At 43.7% G+C, this 19,905-nt stretch carries 14 protein-coding genes; 10 read left to right on the top strand and 4 right to left on the bottom strand.

Annotated features, from left to right (window positions below; all coding sequences use genetic code 11):
- Positions 1 to 277: 277 nt before the first annotated feature.
- From F891_RS07010 to F891_RS07020, 3 genes are all read left to right on the top strand, one after another.
- On the top strand, positions 278 to 1,087 hold the full coding sequence (locus F891_RS07010; RefSeq protein ID WP_004280337.1) for a formate/nitrite transporter family protein: 810 nt from the start codon (positions 278 to 280) through the stop codon (positions 1,085 to 1,087).
- 66 nt (positions 1,088 to 1,153) lie between these two features.
- Positions 1,154 to 2,884 (top strand): bifunctional protein-serine/threonine kinase/phosphatase, encoded by a 1,731-nt coding sequence (locus F891_RS07015; RefSeq protein WP_004731010.1) that lies wholly within the window; start codon positions 1,154 to 1,156, stop codon positions 2,882 to 2,884.
- Between the two features lie 254 nt (positions 2,885 to 3,138).
- Positions 3,139 to 3,336: a hypothetical protein gene (locus tag F891_RS07020; protein ID WP_004731008.1), complete on the top strand. Its 198-nt coding sequence runs from the start codon at positions 3,139 to 3,141 to the stop codon at positions 3,334 to 3,336.
- A 158-nt stretch (positions 3,337 to 3,494) separates the two neighbouring features.
- On the opposite strand, the gene F891_RS18055 is transcribed toward F891_RS07020, so the two are convergent.
- Positions 3,495 to 3,662, bottom strand: coding sequence for a hypothetical protein (locus tag F891_RS18055; RefSeq protein WP_004280333.1), 168 nt, complete (start codon positions 3,660 to 3,662; stop codon positions 3,495 to 3,497).
- A 381-nt stretch (positions 3,663 to 4,043) separates the two neighbouring features.
- On the opposite strand from F891_RS18055, the gene F891_RS07025 reads away from it, so the two are divergent.
- Entirely contained in the window at positions 4,044 to 4,961 is a 918-nt protein-coding gene (locus tag F891_RS07025; protein ID WP_004731007.1) for a LysR family transcriptional regulator, read from the top strand.
- 500 nt (positions 4,962 to 5,461) lie between these two features.
- Positions 5,462 to 7,627: a TonB-dependent receptor family protein gene (locus F891_RS07030; protein ID WP_004731005.1), complete on the top strand. Its 2,166-nt coding sequence runs from the start codon at positions 5,462 to 5,464 to the stop codon at positions 7,625 to 7,627.
- A gap of 63 nt (positions 7,628 to 7,690) precedes the next feature.
- Here F891_RS07030 and F891_RS07035 read toward each other — a convergent pair whose 3' ends face one another.
- Positions 7,691 to 8,299, bottom strand: coding sequence for a MarC family protein (locus tag F891_RS07035; RefSeq protein WP_004280329.1), 609 nt, complete (start codon positions 8,297 to 8,299; stop codon positions 7,691 to 7,693).
- A 28-nt stretch (positions 8,300 to 8,327) separates the two neighbouring features.
- Entirely contained in the window at positions 8,328 to 10,364 is a 2,037-nt protein-coding gene (locus F891_RS07040; RefSeq protein WP_004731003.1) for a choline transporter, read from the bottom strand.
- A gap of 270 nt (positions 10,365 to 10,634) precedes the next feature.
- On the opposite strand from F891_RS07040, the gene betI reads away from it, so the two are divergent.
- The 5 genes from betI to F891_RS07065 all read left to right on the top strand — a co-directional run bounded on the left by betI (position 10,635) and on the right by F891_RS07065 (position 17,818).
- A complete protein-coding gene (gene betI / locus F891_RS07045) occupies positions 10,635 to 11,213 on the top strand; it encodes a transcriptional regulator BetI (protein ID WP_004731001.1) in 579 nt (192 codons plus the stop codon).
- Positions 11,214 to 11,234: 21 nt separating this feature from the next.
- Complete coding sequence (gene betB, locus F891_RS07050; RefSeq protein ID WP_005262920.1) at positions 11,235 to 12,710, top strand: betaine-aldehyde dehydrogenase; 1,476 nt, start codon at positions 11,235 to 11,237, stop codon at positions 12,708 to 12,710.
- Between the two features lie 11 nt (positions 12,711 to 12,721).
- Positions 12,722 to 14,377, top strand: a complete 1,656-nt coding sequence (gene betA / locus F891_RS07055) for a choline dehydrogenase (RefSeq protein ID WP_004730996.1) — start codon at positions 12,722 to 12,724, stop codon at positions 14,375 to 14,377.
- Between the two features lie 127 nt (positions 14,378 to 14,504).
- Complete coding sequence (locus tag F891_RS07060; protein WP_004730994.1) at positions 14,505 to 15,275, top strand: TorF family putative porin; 771 nt, start codon at positions 14,505 to 14,507, stop codon at positions 15,273 to 15,275.
- Positions 15,276 to 15,616: 341 nt separating this feature from the next.
- Positions 15,617 to 17,818, top strand: a complete 2,202-nt coding sequence (locus F891_RS07065; RefSeq protein WP_004730992.1) for an OsmC domain/YcaO domain-containing protein — start codon at positions 15,617 to 15,619, stop codon at positions 17,816 to 17,818.
- Between the two features lie 276 nt (positions 17,819 to 18,094).
- Here F891_RS07065 and F891_RS07070 read toward each other — a convergent pair whose 3' ends face one another.
- A complete protein-coding gene (locus tag F891_RS07070) occupies positions 18,095 to 19,807 on the bottom strand; it encodes an electron transfer flavoprotein-ubiquinone oxidoreductase (RefSeq protein ID WP_005262925.1) in 1,713 nt (570 codons plus the stop codon).
- Between the last annotated feature and the right edge of the window lie 98 nt (positions 19,808 to 19,905).

Below are 19,905 nucleotides of genomic sequence, written 5' to 3' on the forward strand. Positions count from 1 at the left end.
CAATAGCTATATTTAAAAAATGACCGCTATAGATAATGCAGAGATTGTGCCAATATAATTATTAGGATTAAATTTTAAAATAATTTATATGATTTTCATTAGATATTTAAAATATATGGCATGCTATTTGCTTTTATCTATATTAAATATGGCAACGGCGCCATGACACGATTGATCTGTTTGAATAATACAAGGCAAAGACGCCTAAGGTTGAAATAGACCTTAGGCGTTTTTTATTTGCAAACAGGTAAGTAATTTATATAAAGGGGATAAAAATATGGCTTATCTTGCTCCTGCAGAGTTTGCAAAAAAAGTGGTCGATGCCGGTGAGGCAAAACTTCATATGGCAACGCGCGATGTTTTAATCCGTGCGTTTATGGCAGGCGCAATTCTGGCGCTGGCAGCAGTATTTGCCGTGACGATTGCGGTACAAACAGGGGTGCCGCTGATCGGTGCGCTGCTATTTCCAGTCGGTTTCTGCATGTTGTATCTATTGGGCTATGACCTGCTGACCGGGGTATTTGTATTGACTCCATTAGCCTGGTTAGACAAACGTCCTGGGGTGACGTGGGCACGTATTTTAAAAAACTGGGGACTGGTTTTTTTAGGTAACTTTGCCGGATGTTTAACCGTGGCAGTGTTGATGGCCGCAGTCTATACCATGGGTTTCGCAGCTGAACCGAATGCGGTCGGGGTGAAAATTGCCCATATTGGGGAAGACCGGACTTTGGGCTATGCCGAATATGGTTTTGCTGGCTGGATGACGATTTTTATCCGCGGCATGTTGTGTAACTGGATGGTGTCACTCGGGGTAATTGGTGCCATGATGTCAACCACAGTCAGCGGCAAATTCATCGCGATGTGGATGCCAATCATGCTGTTTTTCGCCATGGGCTTTGAACATTCAGTGGTGAATATGTTCCTGTTCCCATTTGCCATGATGATGGGCGGTGATTTCTCGATTACAGACTATTTCTTGTGGAATGAATTACCGGTGGCACTGGGGAATCTGGTGGGTGGTCTGGCACTGACAGGTTTGGCGCTCTATACCACGCATGTACGTACTGGCGATAAAAAAGAATTCTAATCTGAGCATGATGATTTATGTCTTGAGATTAAAGGGATCAATTCGATCCCTTTTTGAGTATTTAAAATGAATAAAAAATTAAAGATCAGTGTCGGGCAATATTCTTCCGCTGGAATCAAAGCACAGAATCAGGATTTCCATGGGGTCTATATTCCTGAAGGTCACGCGCTTAGCAGTAAGGGCATTGCCTGTGCAATAGCAGACGGGATCAGCAGCAGCAATGTCAGTCATATTGCAGCAGAAACTGCAGTCAGCAGTTTTTTATCGGATTATTACTCGACTTCGGAAGCATGGAGCACCCAAACTTCGGCAGCACGGGTCATTCGTGCGACCAATTCCTGGTTGTATGCACAAACCCAGCAAAGCCGCGGACGTTTTGATAAAGACCGGGGTTATATCTGCACCTTTAGTGCACTGATTTTGAAACAAAATAGGGCACATATCTTTCATGCAGGCGATAGCCGGATTTATCGCATTCAGACACAAGCCATTGAACAGTTGACGGCTGATCACCGCGTTTGCCTGTCATCAACAGAACATTATTTAAGTCGTGCACTGGGTGCCGACCATCGTATCGATGTCGATTATCAGCAGCTTGAATTATGTGAAGATGATTTCTTTATCTTGATGACGGATGGTGTCTATGAGTTTATTGATATGCAGCTCATATCGGAGATGCTGCAACAGCAACAACATCTGGATATCATTGCCAAGTCTATAGTCGAACTGGCCTTAAAGCGGGGTAGTGATGATAATCTCACTATTCAAATCATTAAAGTGGAACAGTTGCCTGACGAGGAATCCTTTCATATCAAGAGCCATGTTTTATTTCCGCAACAGCTGAGTCATGGCGACCTGTTTGAAGGTTATCGAATTGATAAAATCCTGCACCAAAATCATCGCAGCAGCCTCTATTTGGCGCATGATGAAGCGACACAAAATCAGTTGGTCATTAAAACCTTGTCTGTCGATGTGCAGGATGATCTTAAAGCCGTAGAACAATTTCAGTTAGAAGAATGGGTATCGAAACGCTTAAAACATGAAAATCTAATGCAAGGCTATCCACATAAGGGCAGCAAGAAATTTTTATTTCAAAGTTATGAATACTTGCAAGGGGAAAGCCTAAGTCGCTGGCTGCATCGTCAAAAAACTGCTTTAACTTTACAGCAGTTGCTTCCCACCATTGAACAGGTGGCCAAGGCACTGAATGCCATGCACCGTCTTGAAATGCTGCACCAGGATGTACGGCCAGAAAATGTCATGCTGCTTGAACCTGCTGATGCTTTAAAAGTGAAACTGATTGATTATGGATCGACAGCGGTCAGAGGTCTGGTTGAACTGAATCCCAAACATGCAGACGTTCCTTTGGGAACTCTGGCCTTTATGGCACCTGAGTATTTTATTGGACACTCGCCCTCAGTAAAATCAGATCAGTTCTCGCTGGCGGTGATGAGTTATTATTTATTAACCCGACAATTGCCTTATGGGACGGACCTCGCGCGCTGCAAGACCGAAAAGGCCTTAAAGCAGGTTCGATATCATCCTCTCTATGAGTATCGACCGGATCTGCCACATGGCTTGGACGCAATCTTTAAAAAAGCGCTTTCCATTCGCCCGGAGCAGCGCTATGAAGCACTTTCAGCCTTTATATATGATCTGAAACACCCAGATATCAAATTTAAAAAATCAGTTTCACGCCCTATGCTTGAAAAGCATCCAGTCACTTTCTGGAAATCCTGCACAGCGATTCTGTTTTTGTTATTGCTCGGGGTTGTTGCACTGCACTTTAGCCAATAAAAATAATTTAAATAAGCTATTGAATGATTTCTTTTAACTGAAGTAAAAAATCAGATGTGATTTGAGCTGAGATGTAGTCAAAATATCTATTTATTCTTATTGCAGATTTTTATGTTTTACGATGATTGACTCTGTGTTTTCGAAGATTATCTCTATAAAATAGAAAGTGCAGTCAAAAAACCAAATAAGCATAAAAACATTGGAATAATAATTGCTTATTTTTAATACCATTAGAATAAAAAGGCAGATGAGACATGAAAATTCAATTTTTTAAGCTGATTTTAATCTTGGGCAGCAGCATGGTGATGAGCCAAACCAGCCTCGCCGGAGATGGTGGCTTGCGTTTTGCTGAGAAAAATCAGGAAATAGCGGCACAAATTCAGGCCAAGAAAAAAACGGCAGAAATACAAGCGCAGTCCCTACAAGCAAAAGCCTCTACAGAAACGAAATAGTAAAATAGCACTCATCCAAGAAGGTGAGCTGTTCAGATTAGATCAGATGTATAAGATGTGGTGATGCGAAAAACTAGTCCCTAACTTTTTAATACTGAAAAAAAACTCCCCATCTATTTTAAGAATGGGGAGTTTTTTATTTTGCATCTCAGGGAAAATTACTGAATTTGTTCCTCATCCTGTCTTTCCTGACGCAGCTGATCACGTTGTCTCTGTGGATCATGAAGGCCTAATTGACCTCGCTGGATCTCACGATCCTGTTTTTCTTGAGGATCAAGTTGTTCTTCAGTGAGTTCTTCATCATTTCGATCGATTGGATTCGACATAGTCTTTCATCCTCTAAAATACTTTCTAATTTTTATTGTATGAGTGCAGCAAAATTATTCTGTAACTTTTATGCCTGAGTTAGTTTTCTATCTTGTTGCTGTTTTAAGTTTTAAGTTTTAAGTTTTAAGTTTTAAGTTTTAAGTTTTAAGTTTTAAGTTTTAAGCGATATTTTATGGATTATTTTAATAATGTTTAAATTAACTAAGAAAATTAAATTAATAAAAATTAAGAGAATAGGAATTTTAACTTATTGAACCTCTAAGTGAGCACATCTCATTAATTTAATCTACAAATGAAAAAAACTAAATTAATAAAAGAAAATCGGTTATGCTTAAGACAGATCAAGTGTCATCCGTCTTTTGAAATTTCTGGTATTTTCCATGATAGAACTTCGCCATTTAAGAACTTTAACTGCTCTGCGGGAACATGGTTCTCTGGTTGCAGCAGCAAGTGATTTATGTTTAACCCCATCGGCCTTGTCACATCAGCTACGTGAACTCGACCAATGGTTTGGCGTCGAAGTGGTCAATCGGCGTAGTCGTCCCGTCAGTTTTTCAAATGTTGGGGCGCGGTTGCTAAAACTGGCAGATGAAATATTACCGCAAGTTCAAATTGCACAGAGTGATATCAGTCGTATTGTGCATGGTCAGACCGGACGAATTGTTTTCTCCTCTGAATGTCATAGCTGTTTTGACTGGTTGATGCCGCTACTCAATCAATACCGGATGCAATATCCGGATGTAGATCTGGACTTTGCTTCAGGTTTCGAATCGAATCCGCATGAATTATTGCAAACCGGAGAATTTGATCTTTTAATTACGGCTGATCCGATTGCGCTCAAAGGCATTGAATATTTCCCGATTTTCGAATACGAATCACGCTTGGTTTTATCCAATACCCACCCACTGGTACGTGCGAAAGAGATTACTGTTCAGGAACTTGCTGAAGAAACGCTGGTGACTTATCCGGTTGATAAACACCGTTTGGACATCATGTCGCGTTTGTTTATTCCCGCTAATATTCTACCCAAAGCCATTCGTACCACCGACTTGACCCAAATGCTGATTCAGCTGGTGGCAAGTGGTCGCGGGATTGGTGCATTACCTGATTGGGTGGTAAATGAATATGAGCAGAAAGGCTGGGTCACTTCACGCCGCCTCGACTGTGTGGCGCCTGAAGGCTTACGTCGAACTTTATACGCCGGCTATCGCACAGAAGAAAAACAGAAAGATTATTTTGAAGGCTTCTTGAAACAACTAGATCGGTTTTCCAAGAAAAGACAGGTCTACTACAACTGATCAATGAATAGTTGAATATATAAGCCCGTAATCTTTAAAAATTCTGCATCGTCAGGATTTTTAAAAATTGATTGTTTTTCTCTCAAGGATTTCAATTTTTCTATAAGGTGATGAGGTTAATCTTGTCTACTTTAAATCAGAAAATATACAACTTCGGCCAACTTTTGAAATTAAAGAACTGGTTTGGTCGATTATAAATTTTTCTACTTATCACATTTTGCCAAGTGGAAATACATCTGTGCAGAATTAAATATCATATTATTCAATATCAATTACTTAAAAATTAAGTTCTTGGAACTTGTGAGGATGTGGTTTTGATCTTGCAAGTTGATTTTTAATAAAAAGATTAAATAAAATGAAAGAACATACGCTGATCAGTCAATTTTTTGGCAGAAAATAACTCCTGAAAATAACAATGTTGATCTATGCTACAGCATAATTTTTAAACTGATTTCCTCTCATAAAACGGAATCACTTATACAGGACTGTATAAAATCGCCATGCACATGACAAAAATTCCTCTCAAGAAAAGCCCGCTGAGCCTCATGATTCTGTCGATTGTCTCAGGTCATCTTTATGCTGAAACTGCCGTAGAACCGGACAATGTTCAACAGCTGAATACTATTGTGATCAGCGCTGAGCAAAATGCCAATCCGCAGCAGCAATATCAGAAAGAGCTGGCTCAGGTTTCAGGAGGAACGAATTTCATTGGTGAGCAGCAATTAGAACAGCAGCGACTTGCAACCACAGCCGATGTGTTCCGTTTACAGCCAGGAATTTATGCCCAGTCTGCAGGGAATGAAGGTGCAAAAGTCTCAATCCGTGGCTCAGGAATCAACCGGACTTCAGGTGCACACGCATCCGGTACGCACGTCCTGATTGACGATATTCCATTTACCGGGCCGGGCGGTACAGCGTATGAACTGCTAGAACCCTGGTGGATTGATCATGTCGGGGTTTATCGCGGAGCCAATGGCTTTAAGCAAGGCGGACTGGCCTTAGGTGGAACAATCAACTATAGAACCAAGACCGGCGCAGATCAGGATGGCTCTGAACTCAAATATGAAATGGGCAGCCATGGTTATCAAAAATATCAGTTTAGTACCGGCCGAAAGCTGGATCAGATGGATTATTATCTGGCGCTGACGAGTACCCAGTTTGATGGAATTCAGGATCATGCTGAAGGCGATGGTAAGGGTCTGGCTTTTAATTTGGGCTATCAGATCAGTCCGGATATCGAAACCCGTTTTTATGCTCGTTACCGTGAGAGCAAGCATTTAACTCCAGGACGGATTACACAAGAACAGCTCAAAAATGATCCTGAAGCAGCGAATAGCTTTAATTTAGCGGTAGATGCCAAACGGATTCAGCCGGGCAGTACTTGGCTGGCCAATACCACGACCTGGAATTTACAGGATGATGCAAAACTGACTGGCAGTCTGGCTTATCATCATTATCCGCTGGATTTACGTGAAAGCAGTTATCGTACCAATGTCGATTATGAAGATATTACAGCGCGCTTCCAGTATGAAAAACCTTACCAGTTTCTAGGTCTGGAGCATCAGGGGCGTATTGCCTTGCGCAGCACGACTCATCGTCCGGACAGTGGTGTAACGGAAACCATCCGACGTGATACGACTATTGATGGAACTTTGTATCCGGCAGATACCGTTACCCGCCGTTATACCTATCGCGGTTCAGACAACGTCCTGCAATTTGATCAGGAAACCACATTAAATGATCAGTTCAAATTAGATTTGGGACTGGCAGCGGTGTATACCCATCGGGAAAGTGAAGTAACTTATCCTGTGGCGAGTCCTGAAGTCAGCCGTTATGAATGGAATTTTGCACCACGACTTGGTTTGACCTATCAGCCGAATGAGTCTGTGCAATGGTTTGCCAATTTAAGCCGCAGCATTGAGCCAGCACATCCTTGGGCGATGGCTTGGTCTTCACCGTATTATTTTGACAGTGGTGTCGCTTCTGGCCGGGTGCGCGCGCCAATCTATTTGGACACGCAAACCGCCAATAGCTTTGAACTGGGTGGACGTGGACAATCAGGCTTTGGAGATTGGGCACTGAGTTATTATTATTCCAAAGTGAAAAATGAACTGTTAACCTCTGAAATGATTAAAACCTATGAAGATGGATCGAATCGACCTTCAGAGCCAATTGCTGTTGAATCGAATGCCACGCCAACGATTCATCAAGGGGTGGAGCTAAGTCTAGATACGCCATTGCATGAATCCCAATATGGCGAACTGCGTCTGCAACAGGCTTATACCCTTAGCGATTTCCAGTACAAAAATGATCCATTGTTTGGCAAGAACCAGTTGCCAGGAATCCCTAAACATCTGTATCAGGCTCAACTAAGTTATGCCTTGAATAATGGCCTCTATATTGGTTTGAATACCGAATATGCATCGAAGATGGCACATGATTATGCCAATAGCCGATTCAGTGATGACTATCAGATCTGGGGCATTGACGTGGGTTATGCACCAGAACATCAATCGTGGAAAACCTGGATCAACTTTAAAAATATCACGGATGAGAAATATGCTGCGGTCGTGATTCCTGGTCTGAATGATCAAGGTGCTGATGTAGCGCGATCTTCACCAGGTGAAGGTTTTTCTACTTATGCCGGTGTGTCATTTAAATTTTAATTTTTAAAATCAAAAAAAGAGCGGTGAAAACCGCTCTTTTTATTTATTGATAGAAAAGGTTTATCAGGTTTCTAAAATTCCGGTAACGCCTGTCACAATCATATCGATGGCAATCGTACCAATCAGAAGCGCAGCAACACGACCGACAATATCGACATACAGGTCAATGTAGTTGGAATATTTATGTTGTAAATGATCATGCAGATATTTCATCAGGATCAGCAGGCTACAAGTCAGAAACAGCGTAGAAAAAATCACCAGAATGGTTTGCATTAAACTGAGCTGTATGCCGGTGATCACAGATGCCGAAATGGTACCCGGACCGATCATAAACGGCATGGCAATCGTGCCCGCCAGATGACTGGGCGCTCCACGCATCACGCCAATCGTATCAGCACCTTCAAAGACATAACGATAGCCGATCACCAAAAAGATAATACCGCCAAAAATCTGGAAGGACTCAAACCGTACATGCAAGACTTCATTAAAGAAGGCTTCACCGGTTTTTGCAAAAATGATGAACACAATAAAGCTGATCAGACTGCCTTGAATCAATGCCATGTTGAATACTTTTGCATCGGAATTACGGATAATTCCGAGCATATAAATACTCATCAGAAAAGGATTGAGCAGGGAGAAAAACAGGGCAAATGCATTCAAACTTTCTGACATTATTGAGTCCTTCCGTAGTTGAGAGATCCTAGATTTCACGATCCGGGAACAGCGGACGTTTACCTGGGCTGATCCGGTTAATATGCAGATACATCATATGGCGTTCATATTTATCCAGGATGTCATTGATCACCTGTTCCTTGCTATAACCGACCAGATCGTTGCCCTGAGAGCCTTCAAACAGATAACTTTCCAGACGATAGTAATAACGTTTGGTTCGTTTACCACGTGAACTGAAATTTGGCGTGTCATAGCGTACCGGCCATATTTCATAAACAAAGTTTTCTTCTTCATCGAGCTGAATAGTCAGATCCAGGTGATACAGTTCAGGTTCTTCCTCAAGCGGTTTTTCCTGGATATTGACTTGAATTCCTTTGTCAATTAACTCGGTTGCAACGGCCTCGATGGCCGGCTTGCAGACATTATCCAGCATGGTACGCGTCTGGGAGAGACTTGGATGCAGCATGACCCGGCTCAGACGCTTTTTCCAGTTCAAGATATCCACATTACCGACCACAGGTGCCGCATTCAGGCTGGTACTGGCCTGACGAAAATCCTCCAGACGCAAGGACTTATATAGTCCCGCCATCACAAAGAAAATGACGAAACTAAAAGGCAGCCCCATAATAATCGTGGTGTTCTGTAATGCTGTCACGCCGTTAGCCATCAGCATTGCGAGAGTCAGCAGGCCAATGGCAACCGCCCAGAACACACTCAGCCAGCGCGGTGAATCATGCTCAATATTAGTAAATTTCGTGGTGAAATTTCCCAGTACCAATGCTCCTGAATCTGCTGAAGTCACATAGAACAGTAAACCGGTAATGGTGGCGACACCTGCAGTAAACGTAAAGCCTGGATACTGCGCCAACAGATCATAGAAACCATGTGCCGGATTTTCTAAAACTGTCGTAGCAAGTTGAGTATTACCATCAAAAATCACGCTGTATAAAGCACTGTTACCGAAAATAGACAACCATGTCAGGGTAAATAACAGAGGAATAACCAAAGTGCCCGTGACAAATTCGCGAATGGTACGACCACGCGAAATACGAGCCAGGAACAGACCGACAAAAGGTGACCAAGCGATCCACCATGCCCAGAAGAATAGGGTCCAACTATTCATCCACTCTTTCGGTTGTTCAAAAGGAAAACTGCTTAAAGAAAGCTTCGGGAACTGGCTGATATAGTCACCAAAATTCTGGATCAAGGCGGCTAATAAAAACTCGGTATTTCCTACAAACAGAATGAATAGCAACAGCCCAATTGATACATAGATATTAATTTCAGACAGGATCCGGATGCCTTTATTGACACCCGCAGTGACTGAAATAATAGTAATAATCACAGCAACGGTGATGAGTGCGGTTTGAATCCAGATATTTTCCGGTAAATCAAACAGCACATGCAGGCCATAATTTAATTGCACAACGCCAATCCCGCATGTCGTGGCAATCCCGAAAATTGTGCCGAGTACTGCAGCCGTATCCACAGTATGGCCAATTGGACCATTAATTTTTTTACCAAAGATCGGATAAAGTGCTGATCGGATCGTTAGCGGTAAATTGTAGCGGTAACTGAAATAACCCAGGGCGACCCCAATCAGCGCATACATACTCCAGCCAGTTAAACCGTAGTGAAACAGGGTCCACACCATGGACTGGCGCGCAGCTTCAAAGGTTTCACCTTCGCCTACAGGTGGATTCATATAATGGGAAAGCGGTTCCGCCACCGAGAAAAACATCAGGTCAATCCCGATTCCGGCAGAAAATAGCATCGCCGACCAACTCAGCAGGCTGAATTCTGGTTTGGAATGTTTAGGGCCGAGTTTAATCTCGCCATAACGGGAACAGGCGATAAAGACGATAAAAACCAGATACAGCGTTGCCGCCAGCAGATAATACCAGCTAAAGGTACGACTGACCCAGTTTAAGATATTGATAATGACTTGATTGGCTTGTTCATTAAATAAAATGGTAATGATAGAAAACAGCAGGATAAGCGTCGCCGAAAAATAAAAAACCACTTTATTCAGACTATCTTGCTTCTCTTCATTTTTCTTTTGCATAAATCTCTAACCATCGTTTTGTTGCCGGATGATCTACAGTGCAGTGTGATTTAAAAGCAAAAGCCTGCGGTAAAGCTTCCTTGTTTTCATGAATTACAAACTTTTGCAAATCCAAAACAAACTGCGCTGTACATCAAGGGTGAGCTGGCACTATAATTTTTATTAATTGAACGTTCAATTAAAAAAGCGTTTATGAATTGTTACATCATTCAGCTATTTGCTTTAGCAGAGTGATTTTTTATTGTTACATCCGTTATTCAGGTTAGTCCTATGCCCAAAGTTGGTATGCAACCGATCCGTCGTCAGCAACTGATCGATGCCACCTTAGCTGCAGTGAATGAGCTAGGTTTTGCAGAAGCTTCAATTAGTCAGATTGCTCAGAGGGCAGGTGTCTCAACCGGCATCATAAGTCATTATTTTCAAGGTAAAAATGGCTTGATTGAAGCCACAATGCGTTACTTATTGCAGCAATTGGGTAAATCTGTTGCACAGATAAAGATACAGGTTGATGACTTACCGGAGCAGCGCTTACTGGCGATCGTACGTGGTAATTTTGCTGCTCCACAAACCGACAAGGCGGCCATGAAAGTCTGGTTGGCGTTCTGGGCTAGCAGTTTGCATCAACCTGAGTTACATCGGTTACAGCAGATCAATCATTACCGCTTACATTCCAACCTTAAATATGAATTCATGAAAAAGTTGAATAAAGACCAGGCAGAGAAAGCCGCTCAAGGTTTGGCAGCATTGATTGATGGATTCTGGTTAAGAGGTGCTTTGGTAAATGGCGAAATTGACCCAGAACTGCCGATTGAACTGTGTAGTGAATATATCCGGCAACAACTCAAATAACCCACCTGCGAGGAAATTCCATTGACAACATTCAAACTGCAACGTCCTTATATTCATGGACAATATGTCGATGCAACGTCCAATAGCACGTTTCAAACGATTAATCCTGCAACAGGCGAAATTCTGGCAGACGTGCAGGTATGTACGCGAAAAGATATCGATCGCGCTGTTGAATCGGCACAACAAGGACAAAAAGTCTGGGCAGAAATGACGGCGATTCAACGTTCCCGTATTTTGAACAAGGCTGTTGCCATCCTCCGTGAACGTAATGACGAGCTAGCGCGTTTAGAAAGTCTCGACAGTGGTAAAGCTTTCAGTGAAACATCCACCGTCGATATTGCGACAGGTGCAGATGTACTCGAATACTATGCAGGTATTTTGCCAGCATTAGAAGGCCAGCAAAACCCGCTCAGAAGCAGTTCGTTTGTTTATACTCGCCGTGAACCTTTGGGTGTGGTTGCCGGGATTGGTGCATGGAATTATCCGGTTCAAATTGCCTTATGGAAATCTGCACCTGCACTGGCAGCAGGCAATGCCATGATCTTTAAAGCCAGTGAAGTGACGCCTTTAACTGCATTAAAATTGGCAGAAATTTATACTGAAGCAGGTGTGCCGCATGGTGTCTTTAATGTGGTTACCGGCAGTGGTGAAATTGGTGGTTATCTGACTTCGCATCCTGATATTGCCAAAGTGTCGTTTACCGGTGGCGTTTCTACCGGCAAAAAGGTCATGGCGCAAGCTGCAAATTCTAGCCTGAAAGAAGTCACGATGGAGCTGGGCGGTAAGTCTCCGCTGATTATCTGTGAAGATGCCGATCTGGATTTGGCGGCCGATATTGCCATGATGGCCAATTTCTATAGTTCCGGTCAGGTGTGTACCAACGGTACTCGCGTATTTGTGCCTTTGGCATTGAAAGCAGAATTTGAAGAAAAGATTTTGCAGCGTGTTGAACATATCCGTATGGGTGATCCACTTGATCCTGAAACCAATTTCGGTCCGGTTTCCAGCTTTGAGCATATGGAAAAAGTGCTGGGCTATATCGAAAAAGGCAAGATAGAAGGGGCACGCCTATTATGTGGCGGCGGCCGTGCTAAGGATGAACAGTTTGTCCAAGGAGCTTATGTCCTGCCAACCGTATTTACCGACTGCCGTGATGACATGACGATTGTCTGTGAAGAAATTTTTGGTCCAGTCATGAGTATTCTGAGTTATGACTCAGAAGAAGAGGCGATTCGTCGTGCCAATGATACCGAATATGGTTTGGCAGCTGGTGTCGTGACACCGAATCTGGCACGTGCGCATCGTATTATTCATCAAATCGAAGCCGGCATTTGCTGGATTAATACCTGGGGCGAATCACCGGCAGAAATGCCTGTCGGTGGCTATAAACATTCGGGTGTCGGTCGCGAAAACGGTATTGTCACGCTACAGCAATATACCCAGACCAAGTCGGTGCAAGTTGAACTTAGTCCTTTCCAGTCTGTATTTAGCGCATAAGGGAGGATTGGATGAATTACGACTATATTATTATCGGTGCAGGTTCGGCAGGGAATGTACTCGCAGCGCGTTTAACTGAAGATCCGGATGTGAAAGTCCTGTTGCTGGAAGCAGGTGGGCCGGATTACCGTCTAGACTTCAGAACACAAATGCCTGCTGCATTGGCTTATCCATTACAGGGACGACGCTATAACTGGGCCTATCTGACCGATCCCGAACCTCATATGAATAATCGTCGTATGGAGTGCGGGCGCGGAAAAGGTCTGGGCGGTTCTTCATTAATTAACGGCATGTGTTACATTCGCGGTAATGCTATGGATCTTGAACAGTGGGCCAGCCTGAAGGGGCTAGAACACTGGAGCTATGCTGAATGTCTGCCGTATTATAAAAAAGCTGAAACGCGCGATATTGGCGGCAATGATTATCATGGTGATTCTGGACCGGTTTCGGTGGCAACACCTAAAAATGGCAATAATGAACTGTTCCATGCCATGGTCGAGGCAGGTGTACAGGCCGGTTATCCACGTACTGATGACCTGAATGGCTATCAGCAGGAAGGTTTTGGACCGATGGACCGTACCGTAACGCCGCAAGGCCGTCGTTCCAGTACAGCACGTGGTTATCTGGATATGGCCAAAGACCGGGATAATCTCACGATTATTACCCACGCTATGACCAACCGGATTCTGTTTAATCGTAATCAGGCAATTGGTGTGGAATATTTTGAAGGACAAAATACCTTACAGCCGATTCAGGTCTTTGTGGATCGTGAAGTTTTATTATGTGGTGGTGCGATTGCCTCACCGCAAATCCTGCAACGCTCCGGTGTAGGTCCAGCCGAACTGTTAAAAAGTCTGGATATTCCTGTGGTTCAGGATTTGCCAGGTGTGGGTGAAAATCTGCAGGACCATCTGGAAATGTACCTGCAATATAAGTGCAAAAGACCGGTTAGCTTATATCCGGCACTCAAGTGGTATAACCAGCCCATGATTGGTGCGGAGTGGCTGTTTTTAGGTAAAGGTATTGGGGCCAGTAACCAGTTTGAAGCCGGTGGTTTTATCCGCTCCTCAGACGAATTTGACTGGCCCAATATCCAGTATCATTTCCTGCCTGTAGCGATTAATTATAATGGCACCAATGCCATTCATGAACATGGTTTTCAGGCACATGTGGGCTCTATGCGTTCACCGTCACGTGGCCGTGTCCGTCTGAAATCCAAAGACCCCTTTGAGCATCCAAGTATTCTGTTCAACTATATGAGTACCGAGCAGGACTGGCGTGAATTCCGCGATGCCATCCGGATTACCCGGGAAATTATGCATCAGCCGGCATTGGATCCCTATCGTGGTGAAGAAATCAGTCCGGGAAAACATCTACAAACAGATGCTGAAATTGATGAATTTGTTCGTAATCATGCAGAAACCGCGTATCATCCATCATGTAGCTGTAAAATGGGTGAGGATGACATGGCGGTTGTCGATGGTTATGGACGCGTACATGAAATGCAGGGGTTGCGTGTGATTGACGCCTCGATTATGCCTTTGATCATTACCGGTAACCTCAATGCAACTACGATTATGATCGCTGAAAAACTGGCAGACCATATTCGTGGCAAACCTGCTCTTGCGCCTTCATCTGCACCTTTTTACAAGGCGCCTCGCACTTAAATTATGGTTTTATTCCTGCCGCCTAGCAAAGCAGGAGTAAAGCGAATTTCAATTTTGTCCCAAAGCGGAGATAAAACCTCGACTGCTTTCGGTTTTATCTCCGCTTTACTTAATACATTTATATTTTATGAAAATATTCAATCAAACAGTGCTGTTTGGCTGTGCTGCTGTTTCAAGTTTTTACTGTTATGCCGATGATGCGGAAGTAAAAAAAATAGAAGCAAGCGGAAACTTGAGTGTGGTCTCCAAGTACGTCTCCCGTGGTTTGACCAATGCACCTGAAAATGACGACGTTGCTGTACAGGCTGCATTGAATCTGGCTTATGGCAATTTTTATGTTGGATATTGGGGATCTACGCTTGGATACTCTTATGCAGAAGTGCAGGGGCGTCCGGGACATCGTTCAGACAAATTCGAGCATGATTTTCTGCTGGGTTATACCTATAGCAGCGAAAATTATGACTGGGATTTATGGAATGCGACCTATTATTATCCGGGCGGTGAGAACACCACTGGAAATGAGTTGGGCTTAAATGTAAGTCGTGCGTTGAATGATCAAACCAGTATCGGCGCCAGCGTATCGACCTATCTGTATGATGTGGCTTATGCCAATCAGGGCGATACTTTTTATACGCTTAACCTGAATCATCAGTTGAATGATCGCCTGAATGCCAGCATTACAGCAGCAGGAAGCTATTTTAACGATGAAGGCAAATATGAGGGCGGTGAACTGGGCGATACCGAAAAGCAGTTTGCCTTTCGTTATGCTTCTGCCGGACTCAGTTATGCGCTTTTACCGCAGTTGAGTATGTCAGGTGAATATATCTTTGGCGGTTATGACCGCTATGATGACAAGCAGCGTAATCTTGCAGTATTTGCACTGAGTTATGATTTTTAAAATTATGAAATCATTCAGACTAGGCGGGTGAAAATCTGCCTTATCTGCAACTTTGATTAATAGTATAAGCCATGACTTGAAGTTGATTCATGCTCCGGCAGCTCAGGAAAGACTGAGGATCTGGTTTAATCTGCCAGAATTTCAGACAAATATTATCAATTTCATAAAATAATTCTATAATAGCGCCCATTCTCGGCAGCGTTATCCAGACACTTCGTCAAATGGTATAACCTGACCATTTTCTATTTTTCATTCAAGTTCTCCTCCGTGAACCGGCTTGTATATTCAGATTCAGCATCTTATTTGTCCGTGACGGCACATAAGAATATTTAGGTATCCACATGGAAATTAAGGTCAATTATCTCGATAATCTTCGTCAGGAAGCCAAGTTCGATGACTTCACGGTAATCGCCGATCAGCCGATCCGCTATAAAGGCGATGGTTCGGCACCCGGCCCATTCGATTATTTTCTGGCATCTTCAGCTTTATGTGCGGCTTATTTTGTCAAAGTCTATTGCGCGGCACGTGATATTCCGACCGACAATATCCGCCTATCTCAAAACAATATCGTTGATCCTGAAAACCGATATAAACAGATTTTTAAAATTCAGGTGGAACTACCGGCTGATATTTCTGAAAAAGATCGCCAAGGAATTTTACGTTCGATTGACCGTTGTACCGTCAAAAAAGTAATTCAAACCGGTCCTGAATTTGTCATTGAAGAAGTGGAAAGCATTGATGCGGATGCTCAAGCTTTATTGATGCCAAGTCTGGCTTCTGACCATACGACTTTCATTCCGGGTAAGGACCTTCCGCTGGAAGAAACGATTGCCAATATGTCTGCCATTCTGGCAGGCCTTGGCATGAAGATTGAAATCGCGTCTTGGCGTAATATCGTGCCGAATGTGTGGTCGCTACATATCCGTGATGCGCAGTCACCAATGTGCTTTACCAATGGTAAGGGTTCGACCAAAGAAAGTGCGCTGGCATCTGCCTTGGGCGAATTTATTGAGCGTCTGAATTGCAACTTTTTCTATAACGACCAGTTCTGGGGTGAAGATATTGCCAATGCAGAATTTGTGCATTATCCAGATGAAAAATGGTTCCAGCCAGGTCCGAATGGCGAATTACCTGCAGAAGTTCTAGATGAACATACCCGTGAAATTTATGATCCTGAAGATGAGTTGTTAGGTACCCATCTTTATGATACCAACTCGGGAAACAAGGCTCGTGGTATCTGCTCACTCCCATTTGTACGTCAGTCTGATGGTGAAACCGTTTATTTTCCGTCGAATCTGATCGAAAACCTGTACTTAAGTAATGGTATGAGCGCCGGTAATACGCTGGCTGAAGCACAAGTACAGTGTCTGTCTGAAATTTTTGAGCGTGCTGTTAAACGTGAAATTCTGGAAGGTGAGCTTGCACTTCCGGATGTGCCTGAACAGGTTCTGGCAAAATATCCAAAAATTGTTGAAGGCATTAAGGGTCTGGAAGAACAGGGCTTCCCGGTTCTGGTCAAAGATGCTTCACTAGGCGGTCAGTTCCCGGTCATGTGCGTTACCTTGATGAACCCGCGTACCGGCGGTGTATTTGCCTCATTCGGTGCCCATCCTAACTTTGAAGTAGCATTAGAACGCAGTCTGACTGAACTTTTACAAGGCCGTAGTTTTGAAGGTCTGAATGATCTGCCAAAACCAACTTTTAGCAGCAATGCAGTAACTGAACCGAATAACTTCGTCGAACATTTTATTGACTCAAGCGGTGTGGTGTCTTGGCGTTTCTTCAGCGCGAAATCAGATTATGATTTTGTCGAGTGGGATTTCACTAATAACGGTCAAAACTCGAATGCGGATGAAGCTCAGGAATTATTCACAATTCTGGAAGACATGGGCCATGAAGTTTATATGGCGGTGTATCAGCATCTAGGTGCAACAGCTTGCCGTATTCTGGTACCGGGCTATTCGGAAATTTATCTGGTAGAAGATCTGGTTTGGGACAATACCAACAAGGCTTTGTTATATCGTGAAGATATCCTGAATCTGCACCGTCTGGATGATGAACAATTGGAAGCATTGGTTGAGCGTCTGGAAGAAGCAGATGAGGATGACTATACCGAAATCAAAACCTTGATCGGTATCGAGTTCGATGAAAATACTGAATGGGGCCAACTCACTATTCTTGAACTGAAACTACTGATTTATGTGGCTTTGCAGCAATTTGAAGAAGCCAAAGATCTGGTTGAGCAGTTCCTGCAGTTCAATACCAATACCGTTGAACGTGGCCTGTTCTACCAGTGCATGAATGTCGTTCTGGAAGTCATTCTGGATGATGAAATGGAACTGGAAGATTATGAACACAACTTCCGTCGTATGTTTGGTGATGCCCGTATGGATGCCGTTTTAGGTTCAATTGAAGGAACAGTCCGTTTCTATGGTTTGACCGAAACCAACATGCAGCTTGAAGGGCTGGATCGTCATCTACGTTTAATTGACAGCTATAAGAAATTGCATGCAGCGCGTGCCAAGTTTGTGGCTCAGCAATAATCCATAGAAGAATGACTAAAATTTTTCGTCATTTGTTTTAAATCTTAAAAAATGGCTTACTCGGTTTCGAGTAGGCTATTTTTATCTCTGACCCTATATGCAATCTTTTCTATTTTTCTATTTTTCTATTTTTCTATTTGAAAATTTATTAATCCCAGCTCCCGAGGGAACTGGAATTACCTAAAAAATTAAAGTGAAGTGTTAATACTAACTGCTTCAAGAGTGGGTATATGAATGTGAGAAATAGATGTATTTTTCTCATTCACAGGAATTACCTTACATATTCGGGTAATTCGGACCACCACCACCTTCCGGTGTCACCCAGGTGATGTTCTGGGAAGGGTCCTTAATGTCACAGGTCTTGCAGTGCACACAGTTGGCTGCATTGATCTGGAAGCGTTTCGAACCGTCATTATTTTCCATGATTTCATAAACACCTGCCGGGCAGTAACGCTGTGCAGGCTCATCCCATTTCGGCAGGTTCACTTCCACCGGAATAGAGGCATCGGTGAGTTTCAGATGCGCTGGCTGGTTTTCTTCATGGACCGTATTCGAGACAAACACTGAAGACAGACGGTCAAAGGTCAGCTTGCCATCCGGTTTTGGATAGTTTGGCTTGAAGCTTTCAGCCGCCTGGGTTTTCAACGCAGCATGATCCTGAACCAGATCGTGCAGGGTAAATGGCACTTTAAACACGTTCTGATCGATGAAGTTAAACGCGCCACCGATCCATTGACCGAACTTGTGCATTGCCGGGCCAAAGTTACGCGAGTTATATAGCTCTTCTTTCAGCCAGCTGTTGTTGAACTTGTCGGTATACGCGGTCAGTTCTTTCACGAAGAAATCTTCACCTTCAGCCACACGTGCCACCGCCAGATCACCGCCTTTTTCTACACCGGCCGCAATCGCCTCAAATACCGCTTCACCGCAGAGCATGCCGGATTTCATCGCCGTATGAGAACCCTTGATCTTGGCAAAGTTCAGGAAGCCTGCATCATCACCAATTAACGAGCCACCTGGGAAAGTGAATTTTGGTAGTGAGTTAAAGCCACCTTTGGTCACGGCACGCGCACCATAGGAAATACGCTTACCACCTTCCAGATATTGCTTGATTAAAGGATGGGTTTTCCAGCGCTGCATTTCCATGAACGGATACATATGCGGGTTAGTGTAAGAAAGATCCACGATCATGCCCAGGGTCACCTGATTGTTCTCGGCGTGGTAGAGCCACCATCCGCCTGAAGAACCAGTTTCAGAAAGCGGCCAGCCGGCACCATGCATGACCAGACCCGGTTTGTGCTTGGCAGGATCGATTTCCCAAAGCTCTTTAATGCCGATACCGTAGTGTTGCGGATCAGCGTCCTTGTCCAGGTTGAACTTCTGGATCAGACGTTTACCTAAGTGACCACGACAGCCTTCAGCGAAAATTGTGTATTTGGCATGCAGTTCATAACCCGGGGTAAAGTTATGCGTTGGTTCGCCATCTTTACCAATACCCATATCACCGGTTTGGATGCCTTTGACTGTACCATCGGCATGATACAGAATTTCAGACGCGGCAAAGCCCGGAAAGATCGACACTTCCAGTTCTTCGGCTTTCTGGCCTAACCAGCGCACCACATTGCCCAGTGAAATGACATAGTTGCCATCGTTATGCATGGTTTTAGGCACCATCCAGTGCGGTGCTTCCTGTGATTTTTCATCTGAAAGCAGGAAGAAGGTTTTATCTTCGGTCACTGGAACATTCAGCGGGGCACCCTGTTCTTTCCAGTCCGGGAACAACTCGTTTATGGCACGCGGTTCAAGCACAGCACCAGACAGAATATGTGCACCGACTTCGGAGCCTTTTTCTACGACACAAACGGACAAATCGTTTAAGTTGTTTTCAATTGCAAGTTGACGGATTTTGATCGCAGCAGAAAGACCCGCAGGGCCTGCGCCTACGATGACGACGTCAAACTCCATCGATTCTCTTGTTATATCTTCCATAATATAAAATCCAATTTCGCTATACGATATTTATAGCATTATCTAAATCGGTTATGAAGCTTATTTTTGATCTTTTTATTTGAAATAGGACTTTATCT

This window comes from Acinetobacter sp. CIP 101966, from assembly GCF_000369725.1.
Lineage (GTDB): Bacteria > Pseudomonadota > Gammaproteobacteria > Pseudomonadales > Moraxellaceae > Acinetobacter > Acinetobacter lwoffii_Q.

What these genes read in the sequence shown, in the direction of transcription:
- F891_RS07010 (WP_004280337.1), top strand. Translation starts at nt 278, where the DNA reads ATGGCTTATCTTGCTCCTGCAGAGTTTGCAAAAAAAGTGGTCGATGCC.
- F891_RS07015 (WP_004731010.1), top strand. Translation starts at nt 1,154, where the DNA reads ATGAATAAAAAATTAAAGATCAGTGTCGGGCAATATTCTTCCGCTGGA.
- F891_RS07020 (WP_004731008.1), top strand. Translation starts at nt 3,139, where the DNA reads ATGAAAATTCAATTTTTTAAGCTGATTTTAATCTTGGGCAGCAGCATG.
- F891_RS18055 (WP_004280333.1), bottom strand. Translation starts at nt 3,662, where the DNA reads ATGTCGAATCCAATCGATCGAAATGATGAAGAACTCACTGAAGAACAA.
- F891_RS07025 (WP_004731007.1), top strand. Translation starts at nt 4,044, where the DNA reads ATGATAGAACTTCGCCATTTAAGAACTTTAACTGCTCTGCGGGAACAT.
- F891_RS07030 (WP_004731005.1), top strand. Translation starts at nt 5,462, where the DNA reads ATGCACATGACAAAAATTCCTCTCAAGAAAAGCCCGCTGAGCCTCATG.
- F891_RS07035 (WP_004280329.1), bottom strand. Translation starts at nt 8,299, where the DNA reads ATGTCAGAAAGTTTGAATGCATTTGCCCTGTTTTTCTCCCTGCTCAAT.
- F891_RS07040 (WP_004731003.1), bottom strand. Translation starts at nt 10,364, where the DNA reads ATGCAAAAGAAAAATGAAGAGAAGCAAGATAGTCTGAATAAAGTGGTT.
- betI (WP_004731001.1), top strand. Translation starts at nt 10,635, where the DNA reads ATGCCCAAAGTTGGTATGCAACCGATCCGTCGTCAGCAACTGATCGAT.
- betA (WP_004730996.1), top strand. Translation starts at nt 12,722, where the DNA reads ATGAATTACGACTATATTATTATCGGTGCAGGTTCGGCAGGGAATGTA.
- F891_RS07060 (WP_004730994.1), top strand. Translation starts at nt 14,505, where the DNA reads ATGAAAATATTCAATCAAACAGTGCTGTTTGGCTGTGCTGCTGTTTCA.
- F891_RS07065 (WP_004730992.1), top strand. Translation starts at nt 15,617, where the DNA reads ATGGAAATTAAGGTCAATTATCTCGATAATCTTCGTCAGGAAGCCAAG.
- F891_RS07070 (WP_005262925.1), bottom strand. Translation starts at nt 19,807, where the DNA reads ATGGAAGATATAACAAGAGAATCGATGGAGTTTGACGTCGTCATCGTA.